Origin of the sequence: Brucella sp. TWI559, assembly GCF_039674265.1 — a bacterium.
In the GTDB taxonomy this organism is placed as follows: domain Bacteria; phylum Pseudomonadota; class Alphaproteobacteria; order Rhizobiales; family Rhizobiaceae; genus Brucella; species Brucella chromiisoli.
Map to the genome: position 1 here is coordinate 35,062 of NZ_JBDJNE010000012.1, position 23,481 is coordinate 58,542.

Consider the following 23,481-nt stretch of genomic DNA (forward strand, 5'->3'; position numbering starts at 1 on the left):
CACTCTCACAGCGCTTGTTGCAGCATTGCGCGGTAATCTTCTGACGATGCGTCGCGCGGATTGGTGCGATGGCTGTGATCGGCGAGTGCTCCGGTTACGACCCGATCAAACAGGTCTTCGGTGACACCGATCTGCGACAAACGGGAGGGCAAACCAATAGCTTGGGTCATTGTTTCGATTGCAGCGCCAATATCTGCGCCAGCTTCAAGGCCCATAGCATCTGCAAGACGCGCATATTTGTTCTCGTCGATCGCCGTCTGCGCGCTGCGATTGAACTCAAGAACTGCCGGCATGAAGATTGCGTTCAGCGTGCCGTGATGAAGCTTTGGATTGATACCGCCCAATGAATGGCTGAGGCTGTGAACACAACCCAGACCTTTTTGGAAAGCCATCGCGCCCATCGTCGCGACGATTGCCATATTTGCGCGTGCGTCTCGGTTGTTCGGCTCTTCGACCGCGCGGCGGATGTTGGCCCAGCCCCTGCGCAAACCCTCAAGTGCAATTCCGTCGGCCGGCGGATTAAATGAAGGTGCAAGAAAGGTTTCGATGCAATGTGAAAGGGCATCCATACCTGTCGCTGCTGTCAGCATCGGTGGAAGGCTGAGTGTGAGTTCAGGGTCGACAATTGCTGCCTTGGGAATGAGATAGGGTGAAAGCAGCCCAACCTTGCGTCCATCATCCAGAATAATGATTGCGGCGCGACCGACTTCACTGCCCGTTCCCGCGGTTGTCGGCACTGCAATCATCGGAAATGTCTTGGCGGTGATTTTTTCCATACCGCCTTCAATAACTGCATAGGTCTTCAGAGGACCGCCATGCGCCGCCAAAACAGCGACAGCTTTTGCCAGATCCAGTGCAGATCCACCACCGATCGCAATGATGCCATCACCATTTGCTTCACGGAAGAGTTCCGTGGCCTTTATGGCGGCGGCTTCGTTCGGATTACCAGGGGTTTCATCATAGACAGCCGCCGGTGTAACACCCGTTGCAGCTTCTATCCGCTCGAGCATACCCAGTGCGCGCACACCTTTGTCAGTTACAATAACCGGACGGTTAATACCCGCAAGCGCCAGCTCCGATTTCAGCGTTGCGATCTCACCGAAACCGAATTGAACACGGGTCACATAGTTGATTAGGCTCATGCGCCTCTCCCTTTGTATTCCAAAATGGCAATCCGGTCACGAATTGGAATATCGACGCGATGGATGCTTTTCTGGAGAGGCAAAATACTGGTGACATTAATGCTGTAAATCCGCTATTTCATGATACTGGTATAACAAAAAGGAAACTTACTATCGATGCCGCGTTCCTATGCCAAGCCGATATTACGGCTGTCTCTCCGTCAGATGCTGTTGATTTCGGCCATCGATGACAACGGATCGCTGAAACGTGCTGCGGAATTAATCGGCATGAGCCAACCGCGCGCAACAAAGGCATTACGGGAGGCGGAGGAGCTTTTAAGCCGTAAACTTTTCAATCGCACCAATCGCGGACTGACACCGACAGCCGCAGGGGATTGTATGATTCGGCATGCTAAGACGATGCTGTCCCAACTGACAGTTATGGAACAGGAGGTTCAGAGCGCGTCCGATATCGAGTGGGGCAGACTGCGGATCGGGACGATCATGGGCGCGGTGCCCTACATTACAGAAACGATCAGCAATTATCTACGGCAATACCCGCGCACCTCAATAGAGATTCTTGAAGACACGAGTGTCGAGCTGCTGCGTCAGCTTGATCGCGGATTGCTTGACCTTGTCATCGGTCGCAGTTCGGTAAGCGCGACACCGCAACTTTATAATGTGACGGCTTTTCACGACGAACTGCTGGCTGTCGTCGCAAATCCATCACACCCGCTGGTCGGTCGAAAGCGTGTCAAATTAAAGGATCTCGTTGATTCACGTTGGATTGTTTACACCGCATCAATGCCCATGCGTTTGTCGTTAGAGCAGGAGTTCAGGCAATCGGGACTAACCATTCCCACAGCCTTGTTGGAAACTCGCTCAGCTCTTACAACCATGTCGCTTATGCAGTCCGACATAAATACTGTAGCTTTGCTTTCGAGCGATGTCGCAGCCTTTTTCGTCAATTTTGGCATGGCCTGTATCTTGCCCATGCATCTGCGATCCAAAAGCGAGCCTTATGAAGTCATAACACGCCAATCAACTGAGCTTGGGATTCCTGTTCTTCGATTCATCGATGAATTGGTGGCGGGAACCATTATGAGAAGCAGCGCCGGCAAGGTTGATGCCCAGTTAGAGCACGCTCCGATCTAGAAGGTCATAACGACTGCTTTGTCAACCAATCCAATCCCGCAGTTCAATTTCGGCGCGCTCCAATGCGCTGTAATTCAAAAGCTTCCGAAGCAGAGCGACTGTTACCGCACGCGAACGCAGGTTAAAACGCCCCTCCTCCGGCTCGCCCTTTTCCTGATACACGCCCAGTTTTTCGTAGAGTTGCTGTAATCTATTCTGCACGCTTCTGAGCGACAGGTTCCGTCGGCGCGCAATAACGCGGTCGGTCAGACCAAGCGCGATGTCGATCAGAATTTCATATTCGCTTTCACTGAACCCGCTGGTGTGGCCGAGGCTTTTTTGTTGCAAACCACGCACTTCACGGTCGATCACACATTGCGCTTCAACGAAAATACTGCGCAGCGCCAAGCGCAACTTATCGTCGGACGCTGATTTCAGCACATAGCCATAGGCCGCCCCTTCCGGCACGATACGCGAGACACCGCGCACATAGGCTTCATCGGCGTAATTCGACCAGAACAAGATGCGGGTTTCCGGGTTTTCCTTCCAGATGGTGCGCGCGGCTTCAATGCCATTGCGCCCGCTCATTTGTAAATCCATCACGATATGGGCCGAACGATGCATCCGTGCGAGCTTTTCGCCGGTTGAACCGTTATCCGCTTCCAGCACATCACTGCATTCGGGTAATGCTGCGCGGATCGCCTCACCCAGATAGGTGCGATGCAGCGGATCATCCTCCACGATCAGAACCTGCATCTTACTCTCCATTTGTATCATCCATTTCCAGCGGCAGATGAATCGTCACGCATGTGCCGCTGCCTTCGATATTCTTCCTGATCGTAAAACTTGCTGAAATCAGTCGCGCCCGCGTGCGCATATTATCGATACCATGGCCAGTGCGCTGCGTCTGACGATCCATACCAATGCCGTCATCCATGACTTCAACAAGAAGCCGACCGCCCTTATCGCGAAAGCGAACACGGATTTCACCGGCAAGAGCATGCCGGATCGCATTGTTGATGGCTTCCTGCACGATGCGGAAAAGCGAAGTCGCGACTGTCTCCTCAAGCCTGTCGGTCATACCATCGCTCTGGTCGTCCAGAACCCATTCGATTGCAGCGCCGCTTTCGCGGATAGAGCGATCAAGATGATTTTCCGTTGCCTGCGCAAAACCAAACAATTGCAGCACCGAAGGTTTGGCTTCTTCGATAATCTGCCGCAAGTCCTGCATACAATGCTGCAAGCCACGAAACAGCGGTTCAAGCTGTTCGCCCGAAAGGTCGGGCGCACGCGTCAACCGCTCGACATGACGGGCGAGACGCGTGAGGTCAGCCAGTGTCTGATCATGCAAATCCATGCCGATCCGATGACGCTCGGTCTCCAGCGCCTCTGTGAGCTTGAGTGCGCCAAACCGCAAGCCCTCTTCACGCGCCCGCGCTTCCGTCTCGACAATCGCCGAGCGTTTGGCCTGTTCGGCGGCACGGATTGCAAAAAAATATGGCGTCAGAAGATCTGCAATTGATTGTGCATTTTCCACATCACGCATCGCATAACTGCCCGTTTGCAAACTTGAACAGCTCAGTGCACCGATAATATCGCCCTGTGCTTTGAGCGGAACATGCAGGCGTGCTTTGAGATCATGCTCAAAGATCGGTGTTGAAAACGCGCCTTCGAAATGAAAGCGCGGATCAGTGCGGGCATCATCCGTCAACAGATATTCGACCTCACCGGACAAGACGGTGCGAATAGGGCTTCCGGAAAGAAGGGCGGGCGGATTGCGGCTCCAGGCTGTCGCAATACCACTCTCATAAGCGATGTGAAACTTGCCGTCGATCATCTTGATGCAGACATCGAGATGATCGTAGGGCAGGATATGATTGATCTCGGTGGCAACGGCCTGAATGATGGAATCGAAATCAAGTTGCCCCGCTAACAATCTGGAAATATTTAGGTAGCGATCCAGCAGGCGCGCAGGCGCGAGTTCCAGCAAGCGACTCTCCTCCCAAAGACAGGTTGCTTTGTACGTATAATACGCCGCTTTTCTACCGGCACGTCTTGCGGGTTCCCGCAATTTTGCTGCGCGAACCCGCAGCATGGTTGCTTCGATCAGCCTTCACAGCGCAGCGCATTTATTTCATCCTCGCTTCACCAGAAAATTGCCCGCAAGACAATAGGAAATGTCACGGGAGAGTTGGTGTCGTTGAGGAGCGGCGGTGCGGGAGGTTTCGCACCACATTCAAATTCGAACGATCCGAAGCGCTCATAAGCGTTGCGGAGCGTATATTTGCAACTGGGAGGAATGAAATGAAGCTTGGGAAAACTCTTTTGGCATCCGCCGCACTCGCCCTATTGATGACGAGCGGTAGCGCATTCGCTGACACATCATCGAAAAAGATCGCTTTCTCCAACAATTATGCTGGCAACTCATGGCGTCAGGCGATGCTACAGAGCTGGGACAAGGTGACGAAGGAAGCCGTCAGCGCTGGCACAGTTTCGGCAGCCGATGCTTTCACCACCGCTGAAAATCAAGCGACGGAACAGGCCGCGCAGATCCAGAATATGATCCTGCAAGGCTATGATGCGATCGTTATCAACGCCGCGTCGCCAACCGCTCTGAATGGTGCTGTCAAGGAAGCCTGCGACGCTGGCATCACCGTCGTTTCGTTCGATGGTATCGTGACGGAGCCTTGTGCATGGCGCATCGCGGTCGATTTCAAGAAGATGGGCGAAGGCCAGGTCGAGTATCTCGCAAAGCGCCTGCCGGAAGGTGGCAATCTGCTTGAAATTCGTGGCCTTGCTGGCGTCTCCGTTGATGATGAGCTGCATGCCGGCATTCAGGAAGGTGTGAAGAAGCATCCGAATTTCAAGATTGTCGGTTCGGTCCATGGCGACTGGGCGGCTGATGTTGCGCAGCGTGCGGTCGCAGGCGTTCTGCCAAGCCTGCCAAAGATCGACGCCGTGGTCACGCAGGGCGGTGACGGCTATGGCGCAGCACAAGCCTTTGCCGCGGCAAAGCGCGAAACGCCGATCATCATCATGGGCAACCGCGAAGACGAACTGCAGTGGTGGAAGCAGCAGAAAGACGCAAACGGCTATGAAACCATGTCGGTTTCGATTGCGCCGGGCGTTTCAACGCTTGCTTTCTGGGTTGCACAGCAGATTCTTGACGGCAAGGAAGTCAAGAAAGACCTCGTTGTTCCATTCCTAAGCGTCAGCCAGGAAACTCTCGATAAGGAGCTTGCCAACACCCAAAAGGGTGGCGTTGCGAATGTCGAATATTCGCTTGAAGACGCGCAGAAGGTCATCGCGGAAGCGAAATAACCTCATCACCTTATCTCCCAGGGGGTGGGCGTGTCTCACGCCTGCCCCTCCCTCATCTCCAATACAGTTCGAGTGCATGGCAAATTCAATCGACAAAAGCGAGGTCGTCGTCGCACGCAATATCCGCGTGCAGTTCGGTGCGGTAAAGGCACTCGATGGCGCCGAACTTGTGATCCATAAAGGCGAATGTATCGGACTTGTCGGCCATAATGGTGCTGGCAAATCCACGATCGTCAATGTCATCAATGGTGGCCTTAGCCCACATGAAGGCAGCCTCACCTATCACGGCGAAGCGGGTCATGGCGTGGCGACTGCACGTAAGCATGGCGTGCGCTGCGTCTTTCAGGAGCTGTCGCTCTTCCCCAATCTGACAATTGCCGAAAATGTCCGCATCATGCAGCGCGACCTTGCGGGTGCCAACTGGCGCGGCAAGGCTGTTGATCTCATAGCAAACAAGCTCAGCGAGATTTTTCCCGGCCACAAGATCGATTGCTCCGCGACCGTTGATGAGTTGTCCATTGCCGAACGCCAGATGGTTGAAATCGCCATCAACTTCACTGCACCCGGCACAGCGCCAAAACTCGTCATTCTTGATGAACCAACCTCTTCACTTGATGCAGGCATTGCCGCGCAGCTGATGGCCTATGTCCGTCGCTTTGTCGGCACGGGTGGATCGGTGATCCTCATTTCGCATATGCTTGGAGAAATCCTCTCAACCTCCGACCGCATCGTTGTGATGAAGGACGGCAAGGTTGTCGCCAATCGCGCCGCAAGCGATTTCACCAATCGCAGCCTTGTCGAAGCGATGGGTAGCGTCGAACGCGAAAAGGCGGCGCGCCGCACAGCAAAAGCGGACATGCCAGGCACCGTCGTTCTCTCTGCAAAAAAGCGCGCCAATGACAGCAAGCCGTTTCAGGCTTTCAAAGGTGAGGTGATCGGCCTTGCCGGGCTTGCCGGTCATGGCCAGACAAAAATGCTGCTTGATCTTTATTATGCCCGCCGACCAAACTGGTTGCCTGCGCGCAATTGCGAAATCGCTTTCGTGGCGGGTGATCGCAGCCTTAACGGCACGTTTCCGCTCTGGAGTATCCTGCACAACCTCACCATCGGTTCGCTTGATCGTCTCTCATCGCTGAAGCTTGTCGATCAAACGCGTGAAGATCAGCTCGGCGCACAATGGAAAGACAAAATCCAGATCCGCACGCCGGATGTGGGCAATCGCATCCTGTCGCTTTCCGGCGGCAATCAGCAAAAAGTGCTGTTTGCCCGTGCGCTTGCTACCACTGCCGATGCCATTCTGATGGACGACCCCATGCGTGGCGTCGATGTCGGCACCAAGCAGGAAGTCTATGAAATCCTGCGCCATGAAGCTGAAAATGGCCGCACCTTTGTCTGGTATTCCACCGAAATGGACGAGATCGAATTGTGCGATCGTGTCTATGTCTTCCGCGACGGTGCAATCGTGACAGAACTCGTCGGCGACGAAATCACGGAAAAGAACGTGCTTGCTGCATCTTTTGAGGGAGGACACGAATAATGCGCCTCTCGGCCTCATCCCTTCGCCTGTTAACGCCGGTTTTCTCGCTCGCTTTGCTGCTGGCTGCTGTTTTCTACATGCAGCCGCGTGCCATGAGCTATACCGGCCTCAACCTGCTGTTTAATCTCGCGGTGCCGATTGCGCTGGCAACAATTGCGCAGATGCTCATCATGGCGGTCAATGATCTTGACCTCTCGATGGGAACCTTCGTGAGCTTTGTGGTCTGCGTGGCTGCAACCTATCTCAACACGGATCCCATCATCGGCGTTCTGATCCTTGCCGCAGCGATTGCCGCCTATGCGGCCCTCGGTGCCATCATCCATCTGCGCAATCTGCCTTCCATCGTCGTCACACTCGGAATGTCGTTCGTCTGGGGTGGTCTTGCAGTTCTGCTGCTGCCCTCACCCGGCGGCCAGGCGCCGGACTGGGCACGCTGGATCATGACCACAAAACCGCCATTTATACCCATGGCGATTGTCGCAAGCATTCTGATTGCCGTTGTCACGCATTTCATCGTTATGCGCACGACCTTTGGCGTGCTGATGCGTGGTGCTGGCGGCAATGGACGTTCCATTGAGCGCGCTGGCTGGTCGATCACCGCAATCCGCGCCGGAACCTATGCGCTTGCAGCCTTTTTTGCGGTGCTTGCCGGTATCGCACTTGTGGGGCTTACCACTTCGGCAGATGCCAATATTGCGCTGCGCTATACGCTGCTTTCCATCGCCGGTGTCATTCTGGGCGGCGGCGAATTTGTCGGTGGACGCATTTCACCGATTGGCGCTGTCATTGGTGCGCTGACGCTCACGCTCGCAGGTTCATTCCTCTCTTTCATGCGCATTTCGCCCGACTGGCAGATTGGTGCGCAAGGCGGAATCCTCATCCTCGTGCTTGCACTTCGCCTCTTCCTCAACCGCCTCGATCGTAAGGGGAATAAGCAATGAACGCTGTCTCCGTTCTTACAAGCCGCCCATGGATCTGGTCATTCATCGCAACCATCGCGGTCTGGATCATCACCGTCTTGTTTACCGGTGGTGCGGGTGCCGGAGGATTGTCACATGCAGCCTTCACCTTCGCATCCTTTTCGGTGATTGTCGGCCTCGGGCAGATGTTCGTGATCACGCTCGGACCCGGCAATATCGATCTCTCGGTTCCTGCCACCATGACCCTTGCTGCAACATTGGCATTGAAACTGATGGATTCGCAGGACAGCATGATCCTGGCGGGACTTGCAGTCGCGTTGCTGATCGGTCTTGGCATTGGCATCTGCAATTATGCGCTGATCAAGCTGCTGCGTATTCCGCCGATTATCGCAACGCTGTCGATGAGTTTCCTCATCCAGTCGACCGCTATCTGGAGCAATCGCGGCCTGCGCGTAAAGCCGCCTGAAGTGTTGGCTCAGTTCACCACGTCTTCCGTTTTTGGCATTCCCAATGTCGCAATCGTGGCGCTGCTTCTGTCGGTCTTAGGCTGGGTGCTTCTCAAGAAAAGCATTTATGGCCGCTGGATTTCGGCCATCGGGCAAAACCCGTTTGCCGCACGTATGGCAGGCGTTCCGGTTGATGGAACACGCTTCGTCACCTATTTACTTTGCGCGGTTCTGGCTTCGCTTTGCGGCTTCCTGCTTGCCTGTTTTTCTGGCGGTGCCGCACTCAATATGGGTGCTGAATATCTGCTGATGTCGATTGCAGTCGTCATCATCGGCGGCACGGCCGTCGCCGGTGGCGATTCCAACATCCCCGGCATTTGGGGTGCCGCTCTTTTCATGTTCCTCATCGTCTCAATGCTCAACACCTATGGCTTCGGTGCCGGTGTTCGTCTGGTCCTGACAGGGCTCACCATCATTGCGGTGATTTTCCTTGCCAGCAGCCGCAGACCAGAGCGTTAAACAACATTCCCCGGAGTTATTTCCTTGTCTCAGCATCCTTCGATTTACGAAATTCACAACGATCGCTTCAAGCAGATGATCGTGCCGAGTGCTGCTCTCGATGAACTTTACAGCGATTGTCGCTGGGCCGAAGGTCCGGTCTGGTTTGGCGATCTGAATTGCCTGCTCTGGAGCGATATTCCCAATCAGCGTATTCTGCGCTGGGTGCCTGAGGGCGGCGTTTCTGTTTTCCGCCAGCCTTCAAATTTTGCCAATGGCAATACGCGCGACCGCGAGGGACGGCTGGTTTCTTGCGAGCATGGCGGACGCCGTGTCACCCGCACAGAACTGGACGGCAGCATCACCGTGCTTGCGGACAGCTATCAGGGTAAGAAGCTCAACGCGCCCAATGACGTCATCGTGCGTTCTGACGGCACGGTGTGGTTTACCGATCCGACCTACGGCATTATGGCGGATTATGAAGGCTATAAAGCCGATCCCGAACAGCCAACTCGCAATGTCTATCGGCTTGATCCGAAAAGCGGTGCGTTAACGGCGGTTATCACGGATCTCGTGCAGCCAAACGGCCTCGCCTTTTCGCCCGATGAAATGAAACTCTTTGTCGCCGACAGCGCCTATAGCCACGACGAAAAGGCGCCGCGTCATATCCGGGTTTTCGATGTCGTGGACAATGGCAAGCGCGTAACCGGTGGCAAGGTTTTCTGCACGATTGATAATGGTCTGCCAGATGGTTTCCGCTTCGACACGGACGGCAATCTGTGGACCAGTGCAGGGGACGGCGTGCATTGCTTCTCAGCAGAAGGCAAGCTTCTTGGCAAGATCAAGACGCCGCAAACAGTCGCCAATCTCACTTTTGGTGGCCCTCGCCGTAATCGGCTTTTTATTACCGCGACGAAGTCACTCTATGCGGTCTATCTGACCGTCACGGGCGCACAGCATCCATAAAGATCAAAATTTATGGCCTTCTTGCCTATGCTTTTAAACATATATCGCGCTTTTGGCTTTTCGAGTGCATTTTAATCTCTTTGAAGCATAATTTCATCGCTCCTTGATCGCATTCACAAGCCGAAAGCAACGGAGCGGCCAGCGTTTTGAATGAACGTTGGCCTTTTCATCTGCGCCTGCCAGCCGCTTTTCATTCTGGGCCAACGTTGCGGGCAGACGCTCGCGACATCACAACACAGATGAATGCAATGCCCTCGACAAGGGCAAACAAGGCATTATACTATCGTATAAACGTTTTGATTTAGATTTTTACGTAAGTGCCGCGAACAAACAATGGCCATATGCAAATCAACAACAAGAATATAGAAGGTGAGACACGTATCGAGCGCGTCTGATCGTCTAACCTTCGACAACCCTGCAGTGCACGCGCATGACGCGGGTTGTTTCCAGTTTCAGACGCTCCAGTCTGCAATGTCGCATTGGCTTGCAGATGTAGTCGGGAAAATAAAAAAGGAAAATCCATTGAGTTCATCAGACGATCAACCGCTTGTGAAGCGTTTCAAACGACTTTCTGACATTTTGCAGGCAGAGCAACGAAAGCTTCTCACAGAAGCTGCGGAGTGTGACGACCTGCCGAATAAAAACATCCTTCGACAGATCGCCGAGCTTGAACTGAATATCGCCGCCGTCGAGAACAATCTGGCAGACCTGCAAGTGAAATGAGGAGCGAACATACGGTCATCAGGGCACGATGAGCGAGGCGCCTCTTGGGCGCATCGTGTCTTAGGAGCTGAAAGACCACAACGGCCGAGCCGTTTATCAAAAATTGTTGATCTCTCGGCCCTCATAGACCAATCCAATAACGATAAAGCCCTGACGTTACGCCACAAGATCAATCCCCGCTTTATTCGTACTTCAATGGCGATTGTGCGCAGCAAATCGATAAGTTGCACGCGCTCGCCATAATACGGCTCCTACGAGGCGAAACTTAACGAAACTTCACGACGCGCAAAGACATTAGAATATTATTCTATTTTTGGTGTGCAATTATTTTATTTATTGCTTGTTGAGGATTGTCTCCAATGGGATTAACAAGACTTATAAACCCCTATTGAAGACCTCTAGCGTCAAAGTGCAAAGCATGTCTCACCAGAAGAGCCCGATCATTTCTCTACAGCCTTCGCGGCGCCAGTTTCTCAGCATGTCGGCCAGTGCAGCTATCGCAACCGGTATGGGAATGACCGCTACGGGTTTGCTGTTGCCCTCACAGGCGCGCGCGCAGGACATGCAGCCGCGCAAGGGCGGCAATCTGGTAATCGCAATGCACTCGGCATCGAGTTCCGATCATCTTGATCCCGCATCCTACACAATGGCCTATATGTATACTGTTGGCTTCCAGCTCTTCAACACATTGCTGGAACTTGGCCCCGACGGAAAACTTACGGCCGCTTTGGTGGAAAGCTGGGAACCAGCAAATGCAGATGCCAGCAAGTGGATATTCCGCCTTCGCAAAGGTGTGACATTCCATAACGGCAAAGAACTCACTGCAAAGGACGTGGTTTATTCGCTCAATCATCACCGGGGAGACGACACCAAATCAGGTGGCAAGGGTGTGTTGCTCGCCGTAACCGATATTGTTGCTTCGGACACGCATGAAGTGACCGTCACGCTGAATGCAGGCAATGTCGATTTTCCGGCTGCTTTCGTCGATTATCACCTTGGCATCGGACCGGATGGCGAAGACTTCGATAAAGGCATTGGCACTGGCGCATTTATTCTGGAAGATTTCCAGCCCGGTATCCGCGCGTTGACGCGCCGCAATCCGAATTACTGGCACCCGGACCGTGCGAATGTCGATTCCGTTGAAACCATCGCAATGGACGATACGACTGCACGTATGGCGGCGCTGATGAGTGGTCAGGCACATATTATCAATGCGGTCGAACCACGCATGGTCAGTCATCTGAGCGCGCGTCCGGACATTCAGATTTTACGCACGCCCGAAAATTCGATGTATTGCTTTCCGATGCGCACGGATTCCGAGCTTCTGAAAAACAATGATCTGCGGCTTGCGCTCAAATATGCGATTAACCGCGAAGAACTGCAGAAAAGCCTGCTCGTCGGAACGGGTGCGGTCGGCAACGATCATCCGATCCCATCATGGAACGCCTTATATGCAAAGGATATTCCGCAACGCGCTTATGATCCTGAAAAAGCAGCGTTCCATCTGAAAAAATCAGGTTTCTCTGGTTCTATCCCACTTAGCGTTTCAGACAACGGCTTTACCGGTTCGGCAGATGCAGCCCAGCTTTATCAGGCATCTGCGGCTAAAGCCGGCATTACCATTGATGTCGAGCGCGTACCATCGGATGGCTATTGGGATGAAGTCTGGCTGAAAAAGCCGTTTGTGGCATCCAACTGGTCGGTGCGCCCAACCGCCGATGCAATGCTTTCAATGCTGCTGCAAAGCGGTGCTCCGTGGAATGAAACAGGCTGGAGCAATGAGACATTCGACAAACTGCTTGCTGCATCCCGTATTGAACTTGACGAAGCCAAGCGCAAACAAATTTATCACGACATGCAAGTGCTGATCGTGGACGATGGTGGCGAGCTGATCCCTGTGTTCACCGACAATCTTGCAGCAGCCAGCGGCAAAGTGAAGGGCTATGTATCCGTTCCCGGTGGTGGTGACATGAGCGGCTATCGACTGGCCGAAAAAATTTGGCTTGAAGAATAAGGTAACGGGTTAGCGACCGTCTTTTTAGTAATCCGAATAAGAGTCTTGGCAGAGAGGCGTCGAAGGGCTAACACCATCGGCGCCTTATAATGCAGCAAGATTGCATGGCGGACTTTCAACCACTCGCCTTCACTGATCGCCTATGACCTGGACCGCCAATGACAGACGTGCCAACACACCAATCACAAACGATAATCACGACAGCAGCGGATAAACGCCAGCGATATTCGATTGGATTTATGCGTAAAAACACGCTTTTTGGTTTGGTTGTCCGACGCATCCTTCTTGGCATTGCGCTTTTGTGGGCAATTTCCGTCGTTATCTTTGCCGGAACGCAGATTTTGCCGGGCGACGTTGCAACAGCAATGCTGGGGCAGCAGGCAACCCCACAGGCCGTTGAAAATATCCGCAAGGAACTGGGGCTGGAAAGACCCGCTGTCCAACGCTATGCTGAATGGCTTGGCGATGCGGTTCAAGGGGATCTTGGACGCAGCTATTCCAACAGGCAGAATATTGCGAAAAGCATAGGACCGCGTCTGTCCAATACGCTTTATCTGGCAGCGATGGCAGCCCTGTTCGCTATTCCACTGGCATTGGTGCTGGGGGTGGTTTCAGTTCTCTATGCGGGGACTGCAATTGATCGCGGCATCGCTGTGGCAACGCTTGGCACCATATCGCTGCCCGAATTTTTCGTAGCCTATATATTAATCGCCTATTTTGCGATTTCGCTCGGGCTTTTGCCATCAAGCGCCCTTGTCAACTCATCAATGAGCGGTTGGCAGCGGCTGACCGCAATTGCTCTACCCTGTATGACACTGGTGATTGCTGTAACCGGGCATATGGTCCGTATGACACGTGCATCGCTGCTTGCCGTGATGTCATCACCCTATATCGAAACCGCCCAGCTCAAAGGCTTGCCACGCTGGCGCATTCTTCTCAAACACGCCCTGCCCAATGCGCTTTCACCTGTCATCAATGTGATCGCACTCAACCTGGCTTATCTCGTTGTTGGTGTGGTGGTAGTCGAAGTGATCTTTGTTTATCCGGGCATGGGCCAATATATGGTCGATCATGTCGCCAAGCGTGATGTACCGGTGGTGCAGGCCTGTGGTCTTATTTTCGCGGCTGTCTATATCGGCCTCAATATCATTGCGGATGTCATTGTCATTCTGACCAATCCACGGTTGAGGCATCCACGATGAAAAAACACAGACAAGGTTCGCGGTTGCTTGCTGCTATCGGCTTTGGTGGCATCGCCTTCTTCCTATGCGTCGCCATCTTCGCCAACTGGCTCGCACCCCATCCTATCTCGGAAGTGGTCGGTACCGTCTGGCAAGGACCATCGCGTGAGGCGCTGCTTGGAACGGACAATATTGGCCGCGATCTTCTGTCCCGTCTCATCTGGGGCACCCGATTGACATTATCGATTGCAGCAGCAGCGACAATGCTTGCCTTTCTGATCGGTGTGCCGCTCGGCTTTCTTGCGGCCTTGGCGCGTGGATGGCCGGACCAATTGCTGTCGCGCGGCAACGACCTGCTCATGGCCATACCCACGCTTATTTTTGCGCTGGTTGTATTGGCCGTTCTACCCAAAAGCGTCTTCATTCTGATAGCCGTGATGGCGGTGCTGGAAGCGACCCGCGTTTTCCGCGTCAGCCGCGCTATCGCTCTTGATATTGTGGTTTTGGATTTCGTCGAAATTGCACGCCTGCGCGGGGAGAGCAAACGCTGGATTATCTTCAATGAAGTTCTGCCCAATGCATTGTCACCCTTGTTGGCAGAGTTTGGGCTGCGCTTCGTTTTTTCGATCCTGTTTCTTTCCACTTTGTCTTTTCTGGGGCTTGGCGTGCAGCCGCCGATTGCCGACTGGGGCAGTCTGGTCAAGGAAAACAAGGATGGGCTGATGTTCGGCGTATTTGCGGCCCTTATTCCCGGTGCAACCATTGCTCTGCTTGCGATCAGCGTCAATTTTGTTGTCGACTGGATTTTGCAGCGCACGTCCAGCCTGAAGAAAGGCGTGCAAAACAATGGCTGATCAGGACACAAGCCCACTGCTGAAAATTGATGGCCTGAAAATCAGCGCGGGTGAAACACTTGTCGTTGATGGCGTTGATCTGACGCTGGAAAAAGGCCGGGTGCTTGGGCTTATCGGGGAATCGGGTGCCGGCAAATCGACCATCGGTCTTGCAGCTCTTGGCTTTGCGCGCGGTGGTCTTGAGATTACGGGCGGAACCATCACGCTGGATGGGCAGAATATTCTTTCCCTGTCCCGTAAAGATACGCAGAAACTGCGTGGCTGCCGCATTGCCTATGTCACACAATCCGCTGCTGCCGCTTTCAATCCAGCACACAAGCTGATTGATCAGGTTACCGAGGCCGCGGTCTGGCATGGTTTGATGAAGCGCACGGAAGCCAAAGCCCGCGCAATCGAACTTTTCACCTTGCTTGGTCTGCCCGACCCGAAGCATTTTGGCGAGCGCTATCCGCATCAGGTATCAGGCGGACAGCTTCAACGTGCGATGACGGCAATGGCGCTCTGTGCCAGGCCTGATCTTGTAATCTTTGATGAACCAACGACCGCACTTGATGTCACAACACAGATTGAAGTTCTGATTGCCATTAAGAGAGCGATTGAAACAACCCACACTGCAGCGCTTTATATCTCCCATGATCTGGCCGTTGTCGCCCAGATTGCCGACGACATTATGGTATTGCGTCATGGACGCATGGTTGAAACAGGCTCTGTTCGCGCAATTTTCGATGCGCCGCGCGAAGACTACACGCGTCAGCTAGTTGCTGTTCGCCAGAAGGAAATAGAAGGGAAGCCCCAAACATCCGCCCCCCTTCTCTCTATTACCAATATTTCTGCCGCCTACGACCCGGCAACACCGGTGCTCAAGGCGGTTACGATAGATCTCGCGGAAGGTCAGACCTTGGCTATCGTGGGTGAATCCGGCTCCGGCAAATCGACGCTGGCACGCGTGGTCAGCGGCCTTCTTCAGCCCTCCGGCGGAGACATCCGTTTCGACGGGGCGCAGCTACCGCCAAGCGTGGATCAGCGGTCGAAAGAAACGCTGCGGAATATCCAGATGATCAGCCAGTTGCCCGATCTCGCACTCAACCCGCGTCGTACCATCGCCGATATTATCGGCAGGCCGTTGCAGTTTTACTTCCGCATGGGACGTGAGGAACGTCGAAACGCCGTTCATGAGTTGCTTGAGTTGAATGAGCTGCCACGAACTATTCTGGATCGCTATCCGGCAGAATTGTCGGGCGGTCAGAAGCAGCGGGTTTGTATCGCGCGTGCCCTTGCCGCGCGCCCCAAGTTGCTTTTGTGCGACGAACCAACCTCTGCACTTGATCCACTGGTGGCGGAAGGCATTCTCGACTTGCTGCGTCGGATACAAAGCGAGACGGGCACGTCTTATCTTTTTGTCACACATGACCTCGCAATCGTTCGTGCCATTGCCGACAAAATTGCCGTCATGCATCAGGGATCCGTGGTGCGCTATGGCTTGAAGGCAGACGTCCTAAGCCCACCCTATGACGATTACACCGCAAAGCTTCTGGCCTCCGTTCCGCAAATGAAGCCCGGCTGGCTGGATAGTATCATTGCCCAGCGAACAGATGTTGCCGCGATGAATAACAACAAGGACATAAAATGATGAGCAAGAAGACAATCATTCTCGACGGGGGCATGGGCCGCGAATTGGAGCGCGTTGGTGCGCCTTTCCGCCAGCCGGAATGGTCGGCGCTCGCTCTCATGGAAGCACCGCAGTTTGTTCGTCAGGTGCATGATGACTATATCGCCGCTGGTGCAGATGTCATCACCACCAACAGTTATGCAGTCGTGCCTTTTCACATTGGTGAAGACCGTTTCGCATCACAAGGCCACGCACTCGCTGGCCTCTCCGGCACAATCGCACGCGACGCGGCCAATGCAGCCAGCCGCGATGTGAAAGTAGCCGGTTCATTGCCGCCGGTTTTTGGATCTTATCAGCCAGAGCTTTTCGATCCTGCGCGTGCGGGTGAACTGCTCAATGTGCTGGTGGATGGGCTGTCCCCATCCGTTGACCTCTGGCTTGCAGAAACCCAAAGCAGCCTCATCGAAGTGAAAGCCGCCCATGAAGCGATCCGCGCGACAGGAAAGCCATTCTGGATTTCCTATACATTGCGGGATGATGTCGCGCCCGATGCCATGGCAGAAGCGCAGCTTCGTTCCGGTGAATCAGTTGCCGATGGAGCAAGGCTTGCAGCCGAACTGGGTGCAGAAGCCCTTCTTTTCAACTGTGCGATGCCTGAAGTGATGGATGCAGCAATCATCGCGGCAAAACAGGTCTTTGATGCGTTGGGCAAGGATATTCCAGTGGGTGTTTATGCCAACGCATTTCCGTCCCAGCAGGGCGATGAAGAAGCCAACGCAAAAGTGACCGAAATTCGCGCAGACCTTGATCCCGATGCCTATGGGGCATGGGCAACGCGCTGGGTCAAGAACGGTGCAGGCATTATTGGCGGATGCTGTGGCATTGGCACCAATCATATCCATGCATTATCGAACCGATATCTCTGCGCATAAAATAAAAGGGCGGCCTGGGAGCGCCAATCTGATAAAATCAGATTGAAAAGCACTCTACGCCGCCCACTTCATTTCAGGACAAAATGCGCGCAGCAGCAAGCGACAGCGCAACAACGCCATTGGCAATGCAGCGTTCGTCAGGCTGATAATCGGAATTATGCAGCTTGTCGTCGCGACCTTGCTGTGCTGCACCAATGCCAAGCTGGAACGAAGGCACTCTTTCACCAACCAATGCGAAATCTTCTGCGCCAAGGCTCCCCCCGCGCTTGAAAAACACATCACCATAATGCTCGCGAATGACCGCTCCGGTGGTCTCGATCAAATAGGAATCCGACACCATCGATGGCACTCCGCGTACATAGTTGATGGCACAGCGCACACGCAATGACGCTTCAAGCCCCCCACAAATGCGGCGAACGGCTGCTTCGATAATATCGCGTGCGCCACAGTCCTGACAGCGCACGGTCCCCATGATGGCGACAGAATCCGGGATGATATTATGCGTGTGACCACCATGGATTGAGCCGATCGTTAAAACAGCGGCCAGCATCGGATCGACTTCACGCGAGACAATCGTCTGAAGCTGCGTGATGAGCTGTGCGGTTGCAACAATGGGATCCACTGCCTGATGCGGTCGTGCTGCATGGCCGGATGCGGCATGAACCGTAATATCGAACTCGTCGGACGATCCGTTAGCGACACCTTCAACGAAGGTGAAAGTGCCTGTTGGCTCATCCGGGTGGTTATGGAAACCCAGAGCATAATCGACACCATCGAGAATACCATCGGCAATCATGGCGCGCGCACCACTTTCCTGCGTTTCCTCGGCTGGCTGAAACATGAGTTTCACATTTCCGCTCAGACGTGGCGCAATGTCTTTTAAAACCTTGCCAATACCGATGAGTGTTGCTGTGTGCAGATCATGTCCGCAGGCATGCATTTTTCCGGGATACTGGCTTGCGAAAGGAAGATCTGTCTGCTCCTCAATCGGCAGTGCATCCATATCGGCGCGGATCAGCAATGTGGGGCCCGGACGCCCGCCTTTTATCCAACCAACCACACCGGTGCGACCAACACCGGTTTGATGCTCAATTCCCAGACTTTCCAATTCGCGTGCAACAACGCCTGCAGTGCGCTCAACGTCGAACCCTGTTTCAGGATGCGCATGAATGTCGCGACGAATTTCAATCAGATGGGGATCAATCTCATCGGCAAGCTTCTGCACCAATGATGAAAGATCGTTCAACAGATTTGGATCGGATTGGGTAGTCATTTATGCATCCAGTTTTTCAAGATAAATCTGATTAAACCGCAACCCGGCTGATGACCAGTTCAAATCAATTCGATCGCCATTTTTTAATAAGGTAAAAGTTTGGGCTTCCGCGGATGTCATTTTCGAACCGGATAAGACGTAACACGGAACCGTTCTGATCGCTTGTTCTGTTGCTGGCAAAGCAACGCTCCGTTCGCGCATGTCAGTCTGGTGCTTGCTTTTAAACTGATCATACTGTTAGGCAGCGGTAAGACAAAAACAAGGAGGCCCGCGTGAAGGGGAATAACGTATTTGCGATGCGCCATATCTGGCTGCACGTATTCGTCCTGCTTATCATCTGTATTTCAGAGCTGATTGGCATTCGTAAAATATCCATCGGCATTGGCGCGGTTATCTTTCTGCCAATGCTTTACGCGTTTGCGCTCGGTGTGATTCTCAATCCACATATCCTGAAAGCGACTGGAAAAGTCCTCAAATCTGATTCTATCAAGCTATCAGGCACGATGATTACCATCGCCATTATGCCATTCATTGCAAAATTTGGCACAACAGTCGGTCCACAGATTGATAATATTATTGCAACCGGACCGGCACTGATTTTGCAGGAAATAGGCAATCTGGGAACAATCGCCATCGCCTTTCCGATTGCCGTCTTCGTGCTGCGCATGGGACGTGAGACGATTGGGGCGACCTACTCGATTGATCGTGAACCCAATCTGGCACTGATCGCGGATAAATATGGCCTCGACAGCCCTGAAGGGGCAGGTGTCATGGGGGTTTACGCGACAGGAACTCTTATCGGTACATTCGTATTCGCAATTATGCCGCCATTGGTGCACAGTCTGGGCGTGTTCGATGTCCGTGCTTTGGCCATGTCGTGTGGCGTGGGCTCTGGCAGTATGCTTGCTGCCTGTACGGGCGGTTTGGTGAGTGTTATCCCCGAACAACAGGATCTCATTCTTGCGCTCGCTGCGGCCAGTAACATTCTCACTTATGCAACGGGACTTTATGTCGGTCTGTTTGTGGCTCTGCCGCTGACTGAATGGCTTTATAAAAAGTGCCGTCCCGAAGAATACCGTAACGCTGCATAAGGGGAGAGATCGATGACTTCACAATCAGTAAAAAACAAAGTCGATACATTGACCTTGTCTGTCGAGAGCACAGACGAACGCAAAATCGATATTCTTGAGAATGCGCTGCTTCTCATCATTGCTTGCTTTCTGGGTCTGATTGCCAACTGGGTTGGCACAGGTGTCACGCCTGTGCAGGCTTTGCCGGGTATGGCAGTGCTTTATGCGGCATCTCTTGGTGGCCTGATTATGGCGCGCTACATGCCGTTTTATCTGCCAAGTGTGGCTTGGGTTTCGCTTATCGCTATTATCATTACGATCCCCGGCGTTCCCGGATCAGAATTCGTTTTGGCCAAGGTGGGTGAGCTTAACTTTCTGGCGCTCGCAACACCGGCGTTGGCCTATGGTGGTCTGGCACTGACGCGGAATGAATTTGAAATTGCCCGTCGCTCCGGTTGGAAAATCGTCATCGTCGCTATATGCGTGATGATCGGCACCTATCTTGGTTCGGTTGTTGTGGCCGATCTGATGTTGCGTATCATGGGCTAAATTGTTCTCCGGCGGGTCCGGTCACAGGACCCGTCAGCAATCTATTGGGAGCGTTCAAATATGGCTGCTGTTCTGAGTGAAGCCGATATTGCGGAAGCCACAGCATGGCGGCACGATCTGCATCGACATCCGGAACTCGCATTTGAGGAAAACCGGACATCAACATTCATCGCCGAGAAACTTCGGCTGTGGGGTTATGATGTTCGAACCGGTTATGCGAAAACGGGTGTCATCGGCAGCCTTAAACGCGGCTCATCACCACGTGCGATTGGCATTCGGGCCGATATGGATGCTTTGCCAATCGTCGAAAAGAGTGGCGTTGCCTATGTGTCAGAGACTTCCGGCAAAATGCATGCCTGCGGCCATGACGGACACGTCACCATGGCTCTTGCGGCGGCGAAAGCGGTTAGTAAGCTCGACTTTGACGGAACGGTTCACTTCATATTCCAGCCGGCGGAAGAAAATGAAGGTGGCGGTCGGGAAATGGTGCAGGAAGGTCTGTTCAGAGATTTTCCGGTCGATGCAGTTTATGGCATGCATAACTGGCCAGCACTCGATGTGGGCACATGTGTAGCCCGCGACGATGCAATGATGGCGGCTTTCGGTACTTTCGAGATTGAACTGAAGGGCAAAGGCGCTCACGGGGCAATGCCGCATGAAGGAGCCGATCCGGTGGTGGCGGCGGCGCAATTGGTCACCGCTCTACAGACTATCGCCAGCCGCAATGTGTCGCCACTGGAATCGGCAGTTGTATCCGTTACACAGATGCATGGCGGCGATGCCTGGAATGTCATCCCTGAGACGATGATCATACGCGGAACAACACGCTGGTTTCTGCCTGAAGTCGGCCAGATCATCGCACGTCGTATGCAGAATTTGTCTGCTTCGGTTGCAGAAGCTTTTGGCTGCACAGCACGTGTGGATTATGAGGAGCGCTATCCTTCAACGATCAATACGGCAGAAAATGCACGCAAGATTCGTGCGCTGGCCGCTGCACCCGACCTCGGTCTGAATGTTTTGGATGTGGCGCCAAGCATGGCCGCGGAAGATTTTGCGTTTATGTTGCAGGAAAAGCCCGGTTGCTATTTCTGGCTGGGCAGCCGACGCGATGGCTCCAATCCGGGGCTGCACTCACCTTATTATGACTTCAACGACGCCCTTTTGCCCATTGGTGCCAATTTCTGGATCAAACTTGTTGCAAGCGAGCTGGCACCAGCTTGAGTTTTGCGTTGCAATATACGCAATGCATATTGATTAGCGGTGCCTTCTCAGCAACAAACGATCATGGAAACACTGGACGCTAAAGAGTTACGCATGTTCATGGCTGTTGTGCGGTTCGGGTCTATCCGTGCCGCAGCCGAGCATGTGCGCGTTGCGCCATCGGTTGTCAGCCGCCAGATTGCTGAAACAGAGCGCAATATCGGTTTGCCTCTGTTTGAACGCACGGCGCGTGGCATGACTTTGACAGAGGCAGGTGAACTTGTTCTGGAACACGGCAGGCGCGTTCTTGAAGAGCACAGTTTGCTGACTGAGCAACTCGGCTTTCTCAAGGGCGTGCAGCAAAGGCGTGTCCGTATCTTATGCGGTGAGGGCTTTCTTGCCGATGTTCTTCAATATGGCCTCGGTTCCTTCGTCAAAATCTACCCCGATGTGCAATACGACCTACAACTGGGCGGGACACAAACAGTGTTGGACGGCATTGCCAATGGAGATGCCGATATCGGCATTGCTTACAACCCTCTAATGGACGCACGCGTTCGCTCGCTGGCGATTTCAAAACAATCGCTGTGCGTGGTGACGCCCCCGCACCATGCTTTATTGACGAAAGCCAAGCTGGAACTGGCGGACTGTGCGGGCATAGCCAACGCGCTGCTGGCGCCGGGGCATGGCATTACACAGCTTGTTACGCGTGTTGCTGCAGACCGGGGTTTCGTTATTTCGCCACTCGTCGAGACGACATCGATCGATGTCTTGCGGCGTTTTGTAATTGCTGGCCTTGGCATATCGTTTCTGCCTCGTTTCGCTGTCTCCACAGAATTGGCGCGCAACGCAGTCGCCGTAAGAGAGCTGTCCGATCCGCTACTTGCGGAAGCAAGTGCGCATCTGCTGGTGAGGGCACGCCGCCGCTTGCCGCTTTCTGTCGAAAGACTGAGTGGCTTTCTTGCCAATAATATGGCTGCGTTCAGGTAATACCGAGGATCGGAAAGCATGGCTCATAGAGCCCTGGTTAAAACCGTGTGACGATTGAGCATTTTCAAGGCGTGATACACCAGCGTCTTAGCACCTTTGTATAAGTTCTTTAAGGGACTGTTGCACCACGTGGGACACAACGTTGTTGCCGGGCCGACTATGCGTTTGCACGCTTTGATGCGAGCTTTTCTTCATTCAAAATGCGGTGGACGCGGGTCTGTTCGCAAAACAATGGAGATGTGGAATGTCGCAACAGGAAAAACCAATTGTCGGTGTTGTTGGCCTCGGCAGCATGGGGCTGGGTATGGCGCAAACACTGGCGGCAAAAGGCTTTCCTACCCTCGGCTTCGATTTGTCAAATGAGCGCAAAGCATTGGCGCAAAAGGCAGATGTAACGCCCGCAGACACACTCGATATTTTGTTTGAAAAAGCAGATTTTCTGGTTTTCTCTCTGCCAACTGCCCGTGATGTTGAAGCGGTTGTTAATGCACAACTCCATCAATTGTCTCAAGATCGCAAACGGGTCGTTATTATCGACACATCGACGTCTGAGCCGGATGTCAGCCGCGCTTTAGCGCAAAAACTTGATGCCCTCGGCCATGGCTTCCTTGATGCGCCTGTCAGTGGCGGACCGGCTGGTGCGGCTTCCGGAAAACTGACGATGATGATCGGTGGCAGTGATGCCGATCTGGCGCTTGCGCAGCCGGTTATTGAATCGATGGCGGCCAAAGCGCTGCATGTTGGACCAAGTGGTGCTGGCAATGTTGCGAAACTTGTCAATAATCTGCTTGCTGCCGCTCACATGGTCACGACCAGCGAAGGCCTGAAACTGGCTCTTGCTGCCGGAATTAGCCCAGAGGCTGCATTGCGCGTTTTGAACGCGGCGTCCGGTAAGTCCATGATCAGCGAAGTCCATTTTCCGACATGGGTTATGAATGATCGTTTCGACAGCGGCTTTTCGATGGGGTTGATGCGCAAAGACGTTCGCCTCGCTCAGGAAATGGCCGAGCGCACCGGCGCGGATACGCCTCTCACGTCAGTGGTCGCAAAACTCTGGGCCAATGCAGAACATCTCCAAGACAGCGATGATTTCACCCGCATGGGTGCTTTTCAACCCGATTCATCCAAAGAGTGAGCGAAACA

21 protein-coding genes are annotated in these 23,481 nt (G+C 53.6%); 17 read left to right on the top strand and 4 right to left on the bottom strand.

Translation table 11 applies throughout. The annotated features are described in order from the left end of the window. Positions 1–5: 5 nt before the first annotated feature. Positions 6–1,142: a 4-hydroxybutyrate dehydrogenase gene (gbd, locus tag ABE530_RS14510; protein WP_499694969.1), complete on the bottom strand. Its 1,137-nt coding sequence runs from the start codon at positions 1,140–1,142 to the stop codon at positions 6–8. A 204-nt stretch (positions 1,143–1,346) separates the two neighbouring features. Between gbd and ABE530_RS14515 the strand changes: the two genes are divergently transcribed. Further along, on the top strand, positions 1,347–2,276 hold the full coding sequence (locus ABE530_RS14515; RefSeq protein WP_499694970.1) for a LysR family transcriptional regulator: 930 nt from the start codon (positions 1,347–1,349) through the stop codon (positions 2,274–2,276). Positions 2,277–2,297: 21 nt separating this feature from the next. Here ABE530_RS14515 and ABE530_RS14520 read toward each other — a convergent pair whose 3' ends face one another. After that, the gene (locus tag ABE530_RS14520) at positions 2,298–3,011 is read right to left on the bottom strand and encodes a response regulator transcription factor (RefSeq protein WP_265985164.1); all 714 of its coding nucleotides are present in this window, start codon (positions 3,009–3,011) and stop codon (positions 2,298–2,300) included. A gap of 1 nt (position 3,012) precedes the next feature. After that, the gene (locus ABE530_RS14525; RefSeq protein ID WP_499694971.1) at positions 3,013–4,245 is read right to left on the bottom strand and encodes a GAF domain-containing sensor histidine kinase; all 1,233 of its coding nucleotides are present in this window, start codon (positions 4,243–4,245) and stop codon (positions 3,013–3,015) included. 314 nt (positions 4,246–4,559) lie between these two features. Here ABE530_RS14525 and ABE530_RS14530 point away from each other — a divergent pair, with 314 nt between their 5' ends. The 11 genes from ABE530_RS14530 (at position 4,560) to ABE530_RS14580 (ending at position 17,256) form a co-directional block, all read left to right on the top strand. Then, positions 4,560–5,576 carry an ABC transporter substrate-binding protein gene (locus tag ABE530_RS14530; protein ID WP_499694972.1) on the top strand — a complete coding sequence of 339 codons (1,017 nt, stop codon included), beginning with the start codon at positions 4,560–4,562 and terminating at the stop codon, positions 5,574–5,576. A 76-nt stretch (positions 5,577–5,652) separates the two neighbouring features. Then, entirely contained in the window at positions 5,653–7,113 is a 1,461-nt protein-coding gene (locus ABE530_RS14535; RefSeq protein WP_499694973.1) for an ATP-binding cassette domain-containing protein, read from the top strand. Beyond that, positions 7,113–8,054 carry an ABC transporter permease gene (locus ABE530_RS14540; protein ID WP_265985159.1) on the top strand — a complete coding sequence of 314 codons (942 nt, stop codon included), beginning with the start codon at positions 7,113–7,115 and terminating at the stop codon, positions 8,052–8,054. The genes ABE530_RS14535 and ABE530_RS14540 overlap by 1 nt, the downstream gene beginning before the upstream one ends. After that, on the top strand, positions 8,051–8,998 hold the full coding sequence (locus ABE530_RS14545) for an ABC transporter permease (protein ID WP_499694974.1): 948 nt from the start codon (positions 8,051–8,053) through the stop codon (positions 8,996–8,998). The genes ABE530_RS14540 and ABE530_RS14545 overlap by 4 nt, the downstream gene beginning before the upstream one ends. Before the next feature lie 75 nt (positions 8,999–9,073). After that, complete coding sequence (locus tag ABE530_RS14550) at positions 9,074–9,943, top strand: SMP-30/gluconolactonase/LRE family protein (RefSeq protein ID WP_499695015.1); 870 nt, start codon at positions 9,074–9,076, stop codon at positions 9,941–9,943. Between the two features lie 522 nt (positions 9,944–10,465). Further along, positions 10,466–10,666, top strand: a complete 201-nt coding sequence (locus tag ABE530_RS14555; RefSeq protein WP_499694975.1) for a hypothetical protein — start codon at positions 10,466–10,468, stop codon at positions 10,664–10,666. A gap of 418 nt (positions 10,667–11,084) precedes the next feature. After that, entirely contained in the window at positions 11,085–12,680 is a 1,596-nt protein-coding gene (locus ABE530_RS14560) for an ABC transporter substrate-binding protein (RefSeq protein WP_499694976.1), read from the top strand. Positions 12,681–12,919: 239 nt separating this feature from the next. Further along, positions 12,920–13,882 (top strand): ABC transporter permease, encoded by a 963-nt coding sequence (locus ABE530_RS14565; RefSeq protein ID WP_265985151.1) that lies wholly within the window; start codon positions 12,920–12,922, stop codon positions 13,880–13,882. Beyond that, positions 13,879–14,715, top strand: a complete 837-nt coding sequence (locus tag ABE530_RS14570; protein WP_265985150.1) for an ABC transporter permease — start codon at positions 13,879–13,881, stop codon at positions 14,713–14,715. Before ABE530_RS14565 ends, ABE530_RS14570 begins: the two co-directional genes overlap by 4 nt. Then, a complete protein-coding gene (locus ABE530_RS14575; RefSeq protein WP_499694977.1) occupies positions 14,708–16,345 on the top strand; it encodes an ABC transporter ATP-binding protein in 1,638 nt (545 codons plus the stop codon). The genes ABE530_RS14570 and ABE530_RS14575 overlap by 8 nt, the downstream gene beginning before the upstream one ends. Then, positions 16,345–17,256: a homocysteine S-methyltransferase family protein gene (locus ABE530_RS14580; protein WP_499695016.1), complete on the top strand. Its 912-nt coding sequence runs from the start codon at positions 16,345–16,347 to the stop codon at positions 17,254–17,256. Before ABE530_RS14575 ends, ABE530_RS14580 begins: the two co-directional genes overlap by 1 nt. Positions 17,257–17,329: 73 nt before the next feature. Here ABE530_RS14580 and ABE530_RS14585 read toward each other — a convergent pair whose 3' ends face one another. Next, complete coding sequence (locus tag ABE530_RS14585; protein WP_499694978.1) at positions 17,330–18,529, bottom strand: M20 metallopeptidase family protein; 1,200 nt, start codon at positions 18,527–18,529, stop codon at positions 17,330–17,332. A gap of 296 nt (positions 18,530–18,825) precedes the next feature. On the opposite strand from ABE530_RS14585, the gene ABE530_RS14590 reads away from it, so the two are divergent. The 5 genes from ABE530_RS14590 to ABE530_RS14610 all read left to right on the top strand — a co-directional run bounded on the left by ABE530_RS14590 (position 18,826) and on the right by ABE530_RS14610 (position 23,473). Beyond that, complete coding sequence (locus tag ABE530_RS14590) at positions 18,826–19,620, top strand: DUF3100 domain-containing protein (protein WP_323054552.1); 795 nt, start codon at positions 18,826–18,828, stop codon at positions 19,618–19,620. Positions 19,621–19,632: 12 nt separating this feature from the next. Beyond that, a complete protein-coding gene (locus tag ABE530_RS14595) occupies positions 19,633–20,148 on the top strand; it encodes a hypothetical protein (protein ID WP_265985101.1) in 516 nt (171 codons plus the stop codon). Between the two features lie 60 nt (positions 20,149–20,208). Beyond that, positions 20,209–21,369, top strand: coding sequence for a M20 aminoacylase family protein (locus tag ABE530_RS14600; protein WP_499694979.1), 1,161 nt, complete (start codon positions 20,209–20,211; stop codon positions 21,367–21,369). 63 nt (positions 21,370–21,432) lie between these two features. After that, positions 21,433–22,338, top strand: coding sequence for a LysR family transcriptional regulator (locus ABE530_RS14605; protein WP_499694980.1), 906 nt, complete (start codon positions 21,433–21,435; stop codon positions 22,336–22,338). 193 nt (positions 22,339–22,531) lie between these two features. After that, entirely contained in the window at positions 22,532–23,473 is a 942-nt protein-coding gene (locus ABE530_RS14610) for an NAD(P)-dependent oxidoreductase (protein ID WP_499695017.1), read from the top strand. The last annotated feature ends 8 nt before the right edge of the window (positions 23,474–23,481 follow it).

Coding starts and splice junctions, on each gene's coding strand:
- gbd (WP_499694969.1), bottom strand. CDS start 1,142: ATGAGCCTAATCAACTATGTGACCCGTGTTCAATTCGGTTTCGGTGAG.
- ABE530_RS14515 (WP_499694970.1), top strand. CDS start 1,347: ATGCTGTTGATTTCGGCCATCGATGACAACGGATCGCTGAAACGTGCT.
- ABE530_RS14520 (WP_265985164.1), bottom strand. CDS start 3,011: ATGCAGGTTCTGATCGTGGAGGATGATCCGCTGCATCGCACCTATCTG.
- ABE530_RS14530 (WP_499694972.1), top strand. CDS start 4,560: ATGAAGCTTGGGAAAACTCTTTTGGCATCCGCCGCACTCGCCCTATTG.
- ABE530_RS14535 (WP_499694973.1), top strand. CDS start 5,653: ATGGCAAATTCAATCGACAAAAGCGAGGTCGTCGTCGCACGCAATATC.
- ABE530_RS14540 (WP_265985159.1), top strand. CDS start 7,113: ATGCGCCTCTCGGCCTCATCCCTTCGCCTGTTAACGCCGGTTTTCTCG.
- ABE530_RS14545 (WP_499694974.1), top strand. CDS start 8,051: ATGAACGCTGTCTCCGTTCTTACAAGCCGCCCATGGATCTGGTCATTC.
- ABE530_RS14550 (WP_499695015.1), top strand. CDS start 9,074: ATGATCGTGCCGAGTGCTGCTCTCGATGAACTTTACAGCGATTGTCGC.
- ABE530_RS14560 (WP_499694976.1), top strand. CDS start 11,085: ATGTCTCACCAGAAGAGCCCGATCATTTCTCTACAGCCTTCGCGGCGC.
- ABE530_RS14565 (WP_265985151.1), top strand. CDS start 12,920: ATGCGTAAAAACACGCTTTTTGGTTTGGTTGTCCGACGCATCCTTCTT.
- ABE530_RS14570 (WP_265985150.1), top strand. CDS start 13,879: ATGAAAAAACACAGACAAGGTTCGCGGTTGCTTGCTGCTATCGGCTTT.
- ABE530_RS14575 (WP_499694977.1), top strand. CDS start 14,708: ATGGCTGATCAGGACACAAGCCCACTGCTGAAAATTGATGGCCTGAAA.
- ABE530_RS14580 (WP_499695016.1), top strand. CDS start 16,345: ATGAGCAAGAAGACAATCATTCTCGACGGGGGCATGGGCCGCGAATTG.
- ABE530_RS14585 (WP_499694978.1), bottom strand. CDS start 18,529: ATGACTACCCAATCCGATCCAAATCTGTTGAACGATCTTTCATCATTG.
- ABE530_RS14590 (WP_323054552.1), top strand. CDS start 18,826: ATGCGCCATATCTGGCTGCACGTATTCGTCCTGCTTATCATCTGTATT.
- ABE530_RS14595 (WP_265985101.1), top strand. CDS start 19,633: ATGACTTCACAATCAGTAAAAAACAAAGTCGATACATTGACCTTGTCT.
- ABE530_RS14600 (WP_499694979.1), top strand. CDS start 20,209: ATGGCTGCTGTTCTGAGTGAAGCCGATATTGCGGAAGCCACAGCATGG.
- ABE530_RS14605 (WP_499694980.1), top strand. CDS start 21,433: ATGGAAACACTGGACGCTAAAGAGTTACGCATGTTCATGGCTGTTGTG.